Raw genomic sequence first — 14,438 nt, 5'->3', positions numbered from 1 at the left:
GAAAAATAAATATATCTCATAAGCTAAAAAGTGCAGAGAAGTATATTATACAGTTATACGTCTCTGTACTTTTTTGCTTATGATGGTCATATCCTTAATGAAATCATTGTAGGTAACCATCCGCTATGTTTTCACTCATGTGTGAGATATACCCCAACAACCTATATTCCCTTTCATTTTTCCAGTCACAGATCATGCCATCAGCAAAATTAAAATCTATACCTCTTCCCTTTGCAATATTCATACTTCTTGTAAATGTATTGTATAATCCTACTGTAGCCCATGAAAAAGCTGTATCCATGAAAAACACAGCTATCTCATAAGTGATATTGAATCCACAGCCAATCGTGCTACAATAAAATTATACATTTCAATATAAGAAGGAGGTCATTCTATGGCACTGCAAGAAGATTTCAATCAAATAATAGATTACGCACATTTTTGGAACTGGGCTCCTGATTGGGGAGAAGTGCAAAGAATATACGAGAAATTCCCTGATTCCTTCTCCGTACTTACGCCCTTTGCGTATTCCTATTTGGAAGAACTGATTAGAACTACAACCTCCGACTATGGACTTCCTTTATTCGATCGTAATGGGCAACCAGTTAAGGTCAATGTTGGCATGAAGTTGATTTCTTTGGCAATAGCAGAAAATCAAAATAATCAGGAATATGTCAAGGTTCTGGAAGAAACAAAGAAATATTTCAAATATGTAAAAGTAAACAACGATGAAAACGGGCGAAACAGAGTTATGCATGGATTCGTTCATCCCCGTTTTTGGAGCAAGGAGAACTTCGAACAACTCATTCATCATATTGCTGTTCTTTCACCTTACTCAAAGTTTTAATCTATAACTTCGCTTTGAAATACGTTTGGAATACTCGCTTGTGATTCTGAGGAACCATCTTGAAAGGATCTGCGTTTAGCAATTCCGATTGAGATTTCACCTGTTTTAAGAGATTTAATAACTGTTATATTTTGTTATTAAATTCTCCGCAAACCCTTGAAAACACTGAATTTATCACTGGTGAGCTTTCCCTTATTGTTTCCCTTGTGTTATATTGTCCCACCAGTGTTTACGAACTCTGATAAGGGCAAATACAAGGGCAAGAAAATCCTATAAAACAGTATAACACAAAATAAAAGTGACATGGTGAACTGATTGAAATGCTTCTGATTTTTGCAACAAATGATTGATTTAACGATAAGGAGATTTGATACGATGAGAACAATATTTGCAGAATACAATCCCAAGCGCAACAGTATTGATGTTTATACCTCTGTTGGCTATATGCTCCGCATTGACTGTTGGGAAGCTGAAAAGGACTTAAAAACCACATCAGGATCAGACTGTGCATTAAACGCACTCGCCATTGATGATCCTCTTGAATATGCAAGATTATATCTTGATGGAAATTTGCAGATGTGGGTAGATGCGGAAGACTCATTAGATATTTTTTAATTTTTAAACAAATACAACAGTTTAAATAACTATTAGCTACAATATTTCCGGAAAATTCATTATAGGTTTGTATAAACGCAAAGAAACGGCGGCTCTGAAAATCAAAGTCGCCGTTCTAAATTGTCTGGTTTTTCTTTTGCCGTCATGCGGCAGATAATCAATTCATTCTATTTTGAACTTCTTTTATGCTACCTGATGTCTGCAATAGGAATGAATCGCCAAGAATGTAAACACAAATAATTCAATTCCTGCCGAAATCAAAATAACATGCGGTGTCCAGAAACTCATTCCACCGATATTCAGATAATTGAAATTTGCAAGCTGAGAAAGGAAATTGTTCTGCATACCAATTCCGGCAGATGGAAGTATGGTAGAGAGCCATGTTGCTCCCATCGCCACATAAGCAAAAAGCGGCATGAGAAGAACTACGATAGAGATCAGCAAAACTGTCAATGTGTCTTTACATTTTGCAGACAGGAACAACATACAGCTAACCGTTGCTAATACAGAAAGTAAGCCCGTTGCTGCGAGAATTATCTGCAACTGCCCCAGATTGATGTTTGGCAGGTTACAGTCAGGTAACGCTGGAAAAAACTAATTCCTGAATTTGATTCTTTTTTCATGATATCTGCTCTCCTTAAATTATTTACAACAATCCCCGTCACCGCATCCAAGGCAAGTAAGGGATTCTATAAAGTGTTTGTAATTCATCAATGTCTCACAATTCAAAGAATAGTGATGCCATTTTCCTTCCTTACGATCATTCACAAGGCCGCATCCTACCAGTATCTTCATATGATGGGATAAAGTTGGCTGGGTAATTTCAAATCTTTCCAAAAGTTTACACCCGCACTTTTCTCCATCCGACAGCATCTGTACAATTTCCAGCCGGTTCGCATCGCCCAAAGCCTTGCATATCAAAGCCACATCCATTGCATTCATATTGACACATCACATTGATCATTGTCTATGTTCAATATAATATATACATAGATATTTGTCAATGTATGCATTTTAAAAAAGAGAATCAAGTTTTTGATTCTCTTCATACATTCATTATAGCTTTTATCATCCATTTTATTTGCCCCAAACAGCCGCTGCATTCGACCTTACAAGCAGTTCTTCCACAGGCAGACCAATCGGACAAATATCATGACAAGATAACGACTTCCCGCATCCTTCAAAAAATCTCTTCTTATATTCAGCAGAAATCTCATTCAAATGAGTGCTTTCCTGTTCTTCATTCAGAATCCGAAATGCGTTGACTGCAGCAACAGTGCCTGCGAAAGTCCCATTTGCAGAGAAGTTAGGACACACTTCAAGGCAACAGCCACACATCAGACAGCGTGCCGACTGGTATCTCGGTTCATGTGTCCACGAACTCATATAAGCTTCACTTTCAAGCCAAAGGTTCAGTTTTTTCAAATTTTCAAACAGATTTGACCGGTCAACGATCAAATCTCTTACAAGCGGAAATTTGCTTAAAGGTTCCAAGATGATTGTAGAACCTTTTAACGTATGTAGAAATGTAGAGCATGCCAACCTCGGACGTTCGTTAATCAGCATGGCGCAAGCCCCACATTTTCGCACCATACAGCTACATTCCCAGCTGATGGGAGTAACTATATTTCCTGAGTTATCTTTCAAAGGGGTTCTACTGTTCAATTCCTTTAGAACAGTGGCAACAGAGCTGTTTTTGCTTCCGTCATACTCAAATTCCTGCCAATAACTGTCTGATTTCTGACTCTCCTGCCGCCTGATTCTTATTTTATATACCAAGTGAATCACCGCCTTTCTGGAACAGGTACAAAGGAAATCTGTATCTGCTTTCCATCAAATCTGGCTACCGTTGTTTTAAGGTAATCATCGTCATTGCTCTTCGGATAATCCTCCCGCCAGTGTGCACCACGGCTTTCTTTTCTTGCAAGAGCACTCTTTAGAACTGCCATGCCAAGCAATGGAAGATTTCCTGTCAGCGCTTGTACCGTTTGAATCCCATTTAACAACGTATTCTCATTTCTGACAACGCCCATAGTCTCCTGCATCACTTTGTTTAATTGCTTTATTTCTGAAATTTGAGACGCTGGTGGAAAATCTATCTGTGTCGCACAAGATAGATCTACTACATCTGCCTGTTCGCATGCTGATTTTGCCGCAACACGTCCTCCGTACAATGCGCCCAACAGGGAATTACCACCCAGACGGTTTGCACCATGATATTGGGCACAGCATTCCCCGGCAGCATAAAGATTCTGAATCGACGTTCTGTGCTGTTCATCCACAAGAATACCACCCATGAAGTAGTGGATTCCTGGCAAAACAGGCACCGGTTCCTTCCGGATATCCTTATGCAGATATGTCATGCAGTCATCTGCTAAGCCAGACAGCTTATTTGAAATGACCTCCTTCGATATTTCCGTCATATCAAGAAATACCTCGGATCCATGGCTGACCTTCCATATTTCTCTGGCGGTAATATCTCGTGGCATCAGATTTCCAAGCTCCGGGTATTTTTCCTCCATGAAATACCATTGTTTCCATCTTTCATGGAAAACAACCTGCCACCTTCCCCTCTGGCCGCCTCGCTGATGAGCATGCGTTTTCCACCACATTTCACAGTTGTCGGATGGTACTGGATCATCTCGCCATTTGCCAGAGGAACACCAAGCCGGAACAATTCTGCGGTGACTTCTCCTGTATTGCTCAGCGAACCCGTTGTATTTCCAAACAATCCGTGCATACCACCGGTGGCAACAATAACCGCATTCCCCGGTAATTCCACAGTCTCCTGACTGTATTCATCCCTGATTACGCAGCCACAACAAATATTGCCACACAGACGAAGTGTTAGGAAAGAATGATGGCTGAACCGTTCTACCATACCAGATGCTTCTTTCCTGCGAACAGCGTCTATCATAGCTGTCATGATCTGCTTCCCGGTATCGCTCTGTGCAAAAGCAGTCCGTTTCTTTTTCTGCCCGCCAAAATTCCGCAGATCCACATCATCATAGCCACTCATGTTAAATTTAACTCCAAGTTTTAGCAGCCAGTGCACCAGCTCCGGTGCTGCCTGTGTCATTCCCCAAACTGCATTTGGATCTGCCAGACCACATGCTGCCTTTATTGTATCTGTAAAATGTTCTTCGGGACTGTCGTTTTCATCTTTTGTATTCAAAGCTGCGTTGATACCGCCCTCCGCCATAACAGACTGTGCCCGCTCTGACGGAAGGGAGGAAACCAGTTTTACATTGCATCCATTTTCCGCTGCCTGCAAAGCCGCTGAAAGTCCTGCCAGTCCAGCACCTATAATAACAATTGTCTTACTCATAGATATTGCCACCCAATATAATATAAAATAACCGCTCCCGCTATAAAAAGAAGAAGCACCGAAAGGATCAAATAAATATCACTCCTTCGTTCTTTATAACTGATGATTCCCAGTGATACGAGCAATGGGCGGATATTGATAAAAATATGGACAAAGATTGCCGCTACGAACAAAAGCTGAGTTACCATCTTTACCGTTGTAAAAGGGAACAAAATATATGTCCCATTCTGCACCTTTCCAAACAAGCCAATATGGAATAACAGCAGAATCATTATTGCCATCCCACTGGCTCGTCTCGCCCAAAATATGACGTTTTGTTTCAGATACATTTTTCCTGATTGCTTCGCTGTCTGTAAACTCTGAACTGTCAGGATGACACCAATCACCGTATGCACAACAAGAATACCAACACCAACCCATGCAAGAAGTTTCCCTGCACTACTTCCAACTCCGTTCAGCATAAAGCTGCCCATGATTCCATGAATCATAAAAATGAGAAGCATTAAAACAGACAAAATCGTATTCCATTTTCTCATAAATTCCCGCTCACCTCATTTCTTCGCTGTCCATAATCATATAGTCCATCTGTGTTAGCGTTGTAACGTCAATAAAATCATCCGATGCCAGGAATACATCATACTTTCCACTTACCACTCTTGATAGCATCATTGTGTTACTGTACTCTTTCAGATCTACGAAAAAACCGGCCTGTTTCAACCTGTCACAGAGTTTCTTAGCATAACTGACAAGCGGATAATCCGTCTCAGATACATATAACCGAAAACTAATGTCCGTTTTCATGAGATCTGTTTCATTTGTTTCCGAATCGTCCAGTGCCAATTCTTTTAATTTATTCCGAGTGTTCTCGTTGTCGAGACCATCTGACATCATATTAATACCGAGAACATAAGAGCCTTCCAACTGTGCGGAGGCTTGAGCCGCCTTTTTTGACTTCGGTGTTGCTCCTGTGACTGCATCAATCATAGAAGGCGGTGAATGTAATATGACACCAAAACCTACAAGAAAAACAATCGTAACAACTAACAGAATCAGTTTTCGTTTCACATTCCCACCTCATTTCCTATTTTTTCAAAATTCTCATTGCGTTCAAAACAGCAATTATGGTAACGCCTACATCACCAAATACAGCTTCCCACATTCCCGCAATACCAAGAGCGCCAAGAATCAGGAACACACTCTTAATTCCAAGGGCAATCACTATATTCTGCATGACAATTTGCTTTGTCGCTTTTGCCACATCAATCGCATCCACCAGCTTAGATGGTTCATCTGTCATCAGAACCACATCCGCAGCTTCAATGGCCGCATCTGAACCAAGACCACCCATTGCGATACCAACATCCGCACGAGCAAGGACAGGAGCGTCATTGATACCATCACCAACAAAAGCTAATTTGCTTCCCTGTCTCTTTTTACTGTCCAAAAGCTCAACCTTTTCCACTTTTTGATCAGGAAACAGTTGTGCATAATATTCATCCAACTGCAATTCTTCCGCAACAGCCTTTCCGATTTTTTCATCATCACCAGTAAGCATGACTGTTTTTTCCACACCGATATGTTTCAAATCAGAAATTGCTTTTTTGCTGTCCGGCTTTACTTCATCTGTTATCAAAATGCATCCGGCATATTGACCATCTACTGCTACATAAACCTTTGTACCAACTTTTTCACAGGCTGTGTACTCCACATGCTCTGAATCCATAAGTTTCGTATTGCCAGCATAAACTTTCTTCTTTCCTGCCATGGCACTGATTCCATATCCGGAAATTTCCTTGTAATCAGAGATAACTGATTGGTCAATTTCTTTTCCATAAGCAGAGAGAATGGATTTTGCAATAGGATGGTTAGAAAAGCTCTCTGCCTGGACCGCATACTCCAGAACCTGTTCTTTTGAAAATCCATTTGCAGGCAGAATATCAGTCACATTGAAAACACCCTTTGTAAGTGTTCCAGTTTTATCGAACACAATAATGCTGACATTATTAAGCGCCTCTAAATAATTACTTCCTTTTACAAGAACACCTCGTTTAGATGCCGCACCAATACCTCCGAAGAAAGTCAGCGGGATTGAAATGACCAATGCACATGGGCAAGATACCACAAGGAAAACAAATCCTCTGCGAATCCACTCTGTCCAACCTCCACCAAGAAGGATCGGTGGCAGAATTGCCAGAATAGCTGCTAAGATTACAACAACAGGAGTGTAATAACGTGCAAATGTAGTAATGAAATTTTCTGTTGGTGCTTTTCTACTGGACGCATTCTCCACAAGATCAATAATCTTTGAAGCAGTAGATTCACCAAATGCTTTCGTTGTCTTAATCGTTAAAACACCCGTCTGATTCATACAACCGGAAAGTGCTTCGTCTCCTTTATGAACGCTTCTCGGAACCGATTCTCCAGTTAAAGCCCTCGTATCCAGCATAGAATCTCCATCCAATACCATACCGTCTAATGGGATTTTTTCACCAGGCTTTACAATAATAATCTCACCAATGGCAACACTTTCAGGAGATATGGTAATCAATTCTCCGTTCCTTCTGACTGTAGCACAATCCGGACGTATATCCATTAAATCTGATATAGATTTTTTGGAACGCTCAACAGCCAATGACTGGAAAAATTCACCAACTTGATAGAACAGCATAACAGCAACTGCTTCCGGATATTCACCAATGACAAAAGCACCAATCGTAGAAACGCTCATCAGGAAATGTTCATCAAACACACGTCCCTTTGAAATATTCCTCACAGCTTGCCATACAACATCCCCGCCAAGAATAATATAGGAGACAATGAGAAAAACTAACTCGACAGGCAGTGGCACTTTCGCAAAAACTGTCAATGCCATACCAATACCATAGATTGCTGCGCCAATCGCTAAACGAATCGTCAACTTCTTGTCCTCATTGTTATAGGATGTATTGGTATCCTGTTTTTTTGCAGGTATATAGTATTCCTGTGCAATTTCGGAAACTTCTACATCTGGCTCATGGCTGTGGACAATCGTTTCAATCTGACTGGCTATTGTATTTGCGGCAACTGGAGCAACATTGATTGTCAGCGTCTGCTTCATCAAATTTACAACTGAGGATTGTACTCCATCCAATTCTCCGACTTCTTTTTCAATTTTTGCGGAGCAGTTCGGACAGTCCAAGCCCTTTAACAAATAACTCTTTGTAACGGGGATAATTGTTTCTTCCTGAACCTCCACACTCGGCTCATGGCTGTGGACAATCGTTTCAATCTGACTGGCTATTGTATTTGCGGCAGCTGGAGCAACATTGATTGTCAGCGTCTGCTTCATCAAATTTACAACTGAGGATTGTACTCCATCCAATTCTCCGACTTCTTTTTCAATTTTTGCAGAACAATTCGGACAATCCAATCCTTTTAACGAATAACTCTTTGTAACATTCATAACGGTTTCTTCCTGAACTTCCACATCGGGCTCATGACTATGAACAATCGTTTCAATCTGACTGGCTATCGTATCTGCGGCTGTCTGAGTAACATTGATTGTAAGCGTCTGCTTCATCAGATTTACCACTGAGGATTGCACTCCATCCAACTCTCCGATTTCTTTTTCAATTTTTGCGGAACAATTTGGACAGTCCAACCCTTTTAATAGAAATATGCGTTTCATGATAATCTCCTTATAATTTGTTTAATTGTTCAATTACTCAACTATAATATTAAAAAATATTATTTCTGCCAAAGATGCTCAAATCCCTTGTCAATAATCTCTTTCACATGATCATCTGCCAGCGAGTAGTAAACTATCTGTGCTTCTTTACGGAATTTTACCAGATTCGCTAGGCGTAATGCCTTTAACTGATGCGAAATTGCAGATTTTGTTACCCCCAGTAGCACTGCAAGATCACATACACACATCTCACTCTGTTCTAGAGCGTGTAAGATTTGTACTCTAGTTCCATCTCCAAATAGCTTAAACAAAGAAGCCAACTGGATATAATCATCTTTTGGCTGCATCTTGAATTTCACATCATTCACAATATCCTCATGAATTACATCGCAATTACAAATATAAGACGTTTTTGACATATATTCACCTCCAAATAATAATAGTTGAACAATTACTCAACTATTATTATACTTATTTTTAAATTAATGTCAATAAGCTGATGTTAGTTCCCCATAAATTTTACAATTAAAACCAGCTCTTTATTCTTTTCTTAATCTTTTTTTCCCAGTATACCGTTTTGGCTTTCTTGTCACACTTCCTGTAGTCGAGTAGACTTACACCTCGCAATGTAAGCCCCTCACAGAACCGTACGTGCGGCTTTCCCGCATACGGCTCTTCATAATAATATTTACAGTTTCAAAACAAGCTGACATAAATCTTTGGCATTACCAATGGATAATATTTCAGCATTTCAATGAATCCTTCTCTTGTATAACTCTTTCTGTCACTTCGTCTATTCAGCACCTTAAACAGAAGTTCTCTCACTTGTTGTTTGTAGTTTGAAATCATTCTGCCATTAAAACTTATGCCATAGTACCTATAGTGACCGACTAACTTCAGATTAAGCATTCCCATTAGTTTCTTCAACGATTGGTCTCTATTCGCATATATCCATACTTTAATGTCTCGGATTTTCTGTCTGAATTTCTTAGAACTTGTCTTTGGCATTATGTACGGCATGCCTTTGCGTGAACGTCCACAGTAGAATGTGAATCCTAAGAAATCAAATGTCTCTAATCTGGTAGACTCACCGCTCTTTTGTTTCGCCCTCGCAATATAAGCACCACTTTGCAATAGTCTGCTTTTACTTTCCTCTAACTGCAAACCAAACTTTTCCATTCGTTCTTTTAACAGCTTATAGTAGTTTTCAGCTTCCCATTTATACTGGAATCCCGCAACGAAGTCATCCGCATAAACAATCAAGAAATTGTCTCCCTTGCATTCCTTGGTAATAATAAACTTATACCAAAGTGTTAATACATTGTGCATGTATATATTTGCAAGGATTGGACTTATTATATTTCCCTGCGCCGACCCTTCTTCATTCATCATCAGTTCTCCTCCATCTATCACTCCTACCTTAAGGTACTTCTTGACGAGACCTATAATGTTAGGGTCTTTGATATAGAGATAGAGGAACTTGATAATCCATTCATGTTTCATGTGGTCAAAGAAGCCTTTTATATCAGCATCCACGATATAACAGATTTTAGTGTTGTTTAATCTCTTGTATAATTCTTTTATTGCATCATGACATCCTCGGTTAGGTCTGAACCCATACATGCAGTTCAGAAATCTCGGTTCATAAATAGCTTCCAATATCTTCTTTAGTGCTAACTGAACCATTTTGTCCTCATAGCACGCAATTCCTAATGGTCGAAGTTTTCCATTGCTTTTGGGAATATATACCCTTATTGATGGCTGTGGCTTGTAGGATTTTCTTTTCAATCTTTCCACCAGGTCATCTATGTTTTGTTCCAGATTTCTCTCGTACTCTTTCTTAGTAATTTCATCAATACCAACCGCTTTGCTACCATCTAATTCTTTGTGGCATTGCAAAAGCATTTCTTTATTGATTAAATGATACAACGATGTGAACTCTGGTCTTGGCGAATGCGCCGATATTTCTGCTATTCTTTCTAATTTTGTTTCCATCAATACCTCCGTCCCTGAGTACGGTTGATGTGTCCTCAGAAAGACCATTATTATGTAGCTCCCTTTCCTCCGTTGGCATTACCCAATTTCTACGGTACTATGAAGCTATCCGACTGCCTATTGTTCTTTTGACATTCTTCTGTTTTGCAGTTGTTTGTCATACTTGCAGTAGCAAGAAACAATAGGCTCTCCCCAGTTGACTGAATAGTCACTATGTGAAACATAAAGTGCTCTTTGACCCCGCAGAAGTAAACCACTTCTTACCATAACGATTCGGTTTATGTTGCTTTCCGCTGGAATTAAAGCGTCAGCCTTCTGGATGTCAAAATTTCGAGGCTCAATCACACTCTCTATTTCCTCGCTGTCTACGCTTAGCAACTGCCATTACTGACAGCCACCCAAGACTCGCTACTGGTGGTTGGTTAGACCTTACCAGACAGGCTTTCCACCTGTTAGACTATTCGCCCTTGTCTGGGCGCACAATTCCGATTTGTATAGCAAACTCATTGCAAAGCAATGGGCAAAAAATTCGGACACACCACAGTTATCTTGATTCATACCAGTCAGGGAAGTGACCAATCCACTATAGTTTTAGATGTATCATCTTTACCATCTTGAATTGATCAGAAACTGTCATACTGACCTTTGTGGATAGCTTTAAGCCATTTTTAGGGATGTAACGATAGTATGGTTCCTCCGCAATCACCTTCACATTACCCCCGATCTTTGCTGCCAGTTCTTCCGCTGAATCCACATAAAAGAACATTTGTGCATCGGCATGGCCGACCTGTTTCATATATTTTTTCTTCATCATGGTCATTCCTCTTTTGTTCACCGTATCAAAAACAACTTCCATATTTCCAAATTGCCCAATCATACGCAGAAGGGCAATGACCTTATGTGCCTCAAAATAATGAAATAACCCGCCTGCAGTAACGAGAATAGGAGCATCAAATACATCATTGCGAACTTTTTTGATCCAATCCTTTGCAAAGGCATCCCCGGAAATATATAATTCCCTCTCTGGTTCGGGAAGAAGTCCCCGCCGGTATTCGATTACATGAGGCAGATCCACGGCATACCAGTGTGTCTTTCCGTTATCACATCGGTGATAGGTTGTCTCCAGACCACAGCCCAACTGGACAATCACACCGTCCGGTCTGCGTTCCAGAAAAGTCCGAATAATCTGATCCATATTAGCAGACCGGGAAGCAGAGGCCAAAAGGGTATACTGGTTCTGCATATTCTGTTTAATCAAGTCTGAAGGCAGCTTCTTTTTCAATTCCAATGCTTTTTTATCATATAAAATTTGTGGGCAATGCTCAGCAGCATAAATTCTTCCCAGCATAGGGACAAACAGGGTATCCTCCACGACTCCTAACTTGGACATAGCCAAACCTCCTGTTTTGATACATTACTTTCTGCCGACAAGCAGCCGGGAAGACCCCAGCATCATCATGGCAGCCCAACGGTGGGAGCCAAAAGCTTCCTGTGCAGTGTCAACGAGTTGTACTTCCTCATACCCCATATCCCGCAGTTTCTGCGCAAAACCTTCCATGTCACCGTACATCTTTGGTTTCATATCATCGTTGAGTGCAAAGACGCCGCCTTTTTTCAATACCCGCAGGCTTTCCAGCAGCAGTTTCTGCATATCAGCACCCATAACATTGTGATAGACATAGTTGCTGATAACTACATCAAAGCTCTCATCAGGAAAATCCAGCTGCTTCGCATCACCGTGCTGAAATACACAGCGGGAAGCCACGCCCTCACTGGCAGCATTTTTCTCGCAGAGTGCCTTGCTGTAATTGTACACAGCACCCCAGTAATCAACACCGATCACTTGTGCTTTCGGCCATGTCAGAGCCGCACGGATTGTCAGTGCTCCCGAACCGCAGCCTACTTCCAGAATCTTCCCCTCACCGTCATAGTCCAGATGAGAGAGAACGACTCGATGAACCTGTTCCATGATTTCGCCACCACCAAAGGCATACTGCCGCCTGATCCATGTGATCCAGATCAGTAAAACCAAAAGTGCGATTGTGATAACAGTAAACAGAACACCAAGAACAGCGACATGTAATACATAAAAAGAGAGGACAGCCAGCACAGCGGCCAAAACTTCGATTCCGCCAATGATGTAAAAGACAGGATTGGACATCCAGCTTCCATAGTCTTCCCCGTGGGTGCCAAGGCGGATATTCTCCTGCTTCCATTGGTTCCTTTTCATTGCACTACCTCCTTTTCCTTCTTCACGCAAGTTTCCAGTTCTGGCTTTCTGTCTGCAGTTTTACCATATGGGCATATACACCATTCTTTTCTTCCAGATCCTTTGGTGATCCTTCTTCTGCCACTGTACCATCAGAAAGGACAACGATCCTATCTGCTCCGGCTACGGTACGCATCCTGTGGGCGATAACCAGAACGGTTTTATCTGCGATCAGACGGGAAAGGGCTATCTGTATCAGAGTTTCATTCTCCACATCCAGGGAAGCAGTAGCTTCATCCAAAAGAATGATCGGCGCATTTTTCAGAAATGCACGGGCAATAGAGATGCGCTGGCGCTCTCCGCCGGAAAGTTCACAGCCATTTTCTCCGATATTGGTATGCCATCCATCTGGTAATTTTTCTGCAAATTCATCTACATTGGCAAGTTTCGCAGCCGCAATGACCTGTTCATCTGTGGCGTCTTTGTTTCCGATTCGGATATTTTCCAGAATCGTATTGTCAAACAGCGTGACATCCTGGAATACGATGGAATACAGAGAAAGCAGTGTTTCCGGGTCTATTCGGGATACATCCATGCCTCCCACGGTAATCTTTCCTCTGTTAATATCCCAGAACCTTGCTGCCAGCCGGGATACGGTTGTTTTTCCGCCGCCGGACGGGCCCACCAGAGCCGTAACCTCTCCCTGCTTTGCCGTAAAGGAGACATCTTTCAATACAGTTTCTCCGGTATTATAGGCAAACCCGACATGGTCAAAGACAATATCATACCCCTGATTGGAAAGCCTATCACTGCCCTGCTGGATGGGATGATCGAGAATTTCATTCATACGGGCAATGTTGGTTCGTGTACTGATGACTGCCGCAAGATTCTGGAGTGCGCCCTGCAGAGGGTCATATAAACGGGATACTACCAGAAGGAACATAAAGAATGTAAGCACGGAGAGGCTCCCTTGCATGAGCAGAACAGCTCCCACCAGCGCAACCGTTGCAATACCAAGCTTCAGCACCAGCGATGCGGAAACCACAAAAACAGCAAGGCCGAATTCATTGAGGATGGAACGATGCTCTACGGCACGGATCTTCTTTTCCAGACCTTTTAAATATGCCTGCTCCGCATTATTTGCTTTCAGGTCACGAACTGTTTCAATACACTCCTGTATCCCGTCTGCGCAGGCCATCTTTACATCCATGGCTTTCTGATTCAGATTTTCCTGAATCTTTGTGGAAAATCCCACAATCGCAAAGGCAACCGGCAGAACCCATAAGGCAGCCAGCGCCATTCTCCAGTCCGTAAAGAGCAGACCGATGGAAATCAGGATCGTAGAAATGATTGAACCTGCAAGCTCAGGGATAAAATGTGAAAAACTCTGCTCCAGGAAGGTGCAGTCCGCCATAATGGTACTGGTAAGATCGGCTAAATCCTTTTTCCCGAAAAAAGAAAGGGGGATTTTGCGCAGATGCTCTGCCAGAGTAATACGGCGGATGCCGCTTTCTTTGTAAGTGGCAAAATAGGTGGCATTGTATTGAAAGAAAGTGGTCAGCAGTATCAGGCCGATACACACCACGCAGCCTGCCACATAAAATGGAATTTTCCCACCGGGAACACCCCCATTCATCAGATCGCTGACCAGGTAATATAAAAGTCCCACCGGGAACATAAAAGACAGATTCTGAAGGACACAGGCCAGGCAGCCTTTGATCAGGTCTTTTGCTCCCTGTTCAGACAGGGCATATTTTTTCTGCAGTTTTTTGATCAT

At 41.7% G+C, this 14,438-nt stretch carries 16 protein-coding genes; 2 read left to right on the top strand and 14 right to left on the bottom strand.

The window, feature by feature from the left end:
• Positions 1-103: 103 nt before the first annotated feature.
• Complete coding sequence (locus DW904_RS17295; RefSeq protein ID WP_147343030.1) at positions 104-301, bottom strand: hypothetical protein; 198 nt, start codon at positions 299-301, stop codon at positions 104-106.
• A 93-nt stretch (positions 302-394) separates the two neighbouring features.
• On the opposite strand from DW904_RS17295, the gene DW904_RS17290 reads away from it, so the two are divergent.
• A complete protein-coding gene (locus DW904_RS17290) occupies positions 395-847 on the top strand; it encodes a hypothetical protein (RefSeq protein ID WP_118583074.1) in 453 nt (150 codons plus the stop codon).
• Between the two features lie 375 nt (positions 848-1,222).
• Positions 1,223-1,462 (top strand): DUF6061 family protein, encoded by a 240-nt coding sequence (locus tag DW904_RS17285; RefSeq protein ID WP_107001876.1) that lies wholly within the window; start codon positions 1,223-1,225, stop codon positions 1,460-1,462.
• Positions 1,463-1,645: 183 nt separating this feature from the next.
• On the opposite strand, the gene DW904_RS17280 is transcribed toward DW904_RS17285, so the two are convergent.
• The 13 genes from DW904_RS17280 to DW904_RS17220 form a co-directional block, all read right to left on the bottom strand.
• Positions 1,646-2,005, bottom strand: a complete 360-nt coding sequence (locus tag DW904_RS17280) for a hypothetical protein (protein WP_118583071.1) — start codon at positions 2,003-2,005, stop codon at positions 1,646-1,648.
• Between the two features lie 99 nt (positions 2,006-2,104).
• Positions 2,105-2,404 carry a metalloregulator ArsR/SmtB family transcription factor gene (locus tag DW904_RS17275; protein WP_005330972.1) on the bottom strand — a complete coding sequence of 100 codons (300 nt, stop codon included), beginning with the start codon at positions 2,402-2,404 and terminating at the stop codon, positions 2,105-2,107.
• Between the two features lie 135 nt (positions 2,405-2,539).
• Positions 2,540-3,241 carry a 2Fe-2S iron-sulfur cluster-binding protein gene (locus DW904_RS17270; protein WP_055156580.1) on the bottom strand — a complete coding sequence of 234 codons (702 nt, stop codon included), beginning with the start codon at positions 3,239-3,241 and terminating at the stop codon, positions 2,540-2,542.
• A gap of 5 nt (positions 3,242-3,246) precedes the next feature.
• Entirely contained in the window at positions 3,247-3,984 is a 738-nt protein-coding gene (locus DW904_RS25890) for an FAD-binding protein (RefSeq protein ID WP_347562193.1), read from the bottom strand.
• On the bottom strand, positions 3,951-4,790 hold the full coding sequence (locus DW904_RS25885; RefSeq protein ID WP_347562192.1) for an FAD-dependent oxidoreductase: 840 nt from the start codon (positions 4,788-4,790) through the stop codon (positions 3,951-3,953). Before DW904_RS25885 ends, DW904_RS25890 begins: the two co-directional genes overlap by 34 nt.
• Positions 4,787-5,326 carry a pilus assembly protein PilX gene (locus tag DW904_RS17260; protein WP_117855365.1) on the bottom strand — a complete coding sequence of 180 codons (540 nt, stop codon included), beginning with the start codon at positions 5,324-5,326 and terminating at the stop codon, positions 4,787-4,789. Before DW904_RS17260 ends, DW904_RS25885 begins: the two co-directional genes overlap by 4 nt.
• Positions 5,327-5,336: 10 nt before the next feature.
• Positions 5,337-5,855 carry a hypothetical protein gene (locus DW904_RS17255; protein WP_055062590.1) on the bottom strand — a complete coding sequence of 173 codons (519 nt, stop codon included), beginning with the start codon at positions 5,853-5,855 and terminating at the stop codon, positions 5,337-5,339.
• Between the two features lie 16 nt (positions 5,856-5,871).
• A complete protein-coding gene (locus tag DW904_RS17250) occupies positions 5,872-8,457 on the bottom strand; it encodes a heavy metal translocating P-type ATPase (protein WP_118583068.1) in 2,586 nt (861 codons plus the stop codon).
• Positions 8,458-8,516: 59 nt separating this feature from the next.
• The gene (locus tag DW904_RS17245) at positions 8,517-8,876 is read right to left on the bottom strand and encodes a metalloregulator ArsR/SmtB family transcription factor (RefSeq protein WP_118583065.1); all 360 of its coding nucleotides are present in this window, start codon (positions 8,874-8,876) and stop codon (positions 8,517-8,519) included.
• 277 nt (positions 8,877-9,153) lie between these two features.
• Positions 9,154-10,452, bottom strand: a complete 1,299-nt coding sequence (gene ltrA / locus DW904_RS17240) for a group II intron reverse transcriptase/maturase (RefSeq protein ID WP_118583062.1) — start codon at positions 10,450-10,452, stop codon at positions 9,154-9,156.
• Between the two features lie 583 nt (positions 10,453-11,035).
• Positions 11,036-11,842, bottom strand: a complete 807-nt coding sequence (locus tag DW904_RS17230; RefSeq protein ID WP_118583056.1) for a class I SAM-dependent methyltransferase — start codon at positions 11,840-11,842, stop codon at positions 11,036-11,038.
• 24 nt (positions 11,843-11,866) lie between these two features.
• Positions 11,867-12,682 (bottom strand): class I SAM-dependent methyltransferase, encoded by an 816-nt coding sequence (locus DW904_RS17225; RefSeq protein WP_118583053.1) that lies wholly within the window; start codon positions 12,680-12,682, stop codon positions 11,867-11,869.
• A gap of 22 nt (positions 12,683-12,704) precedes the next feature.
• The gene (locus DW904_RS17220) at positions 12,705-14,438 is read right to left on the bottom strand and encodes an ABC transporter ATP-binding protein (protein WP_118583050.1); all 1,734 of its coding nucleotides are present in this window, start codon (positions 14,436-14,438) and stop codon (positions 12,705-12,707) included.

The organism is Ruminococcus sp. AM42-11, assembly GCF_003480145.1.
Classification (GTDB): domain Bacteria; phylum Bacillota; class Clostridia; order Lachnospirales; family Lachnospiraceae; genus Blautia_A; species Blautia_A faecis.
This window is presented reverse-complemented; position numbering and strand designations above follow the sequence as displayed.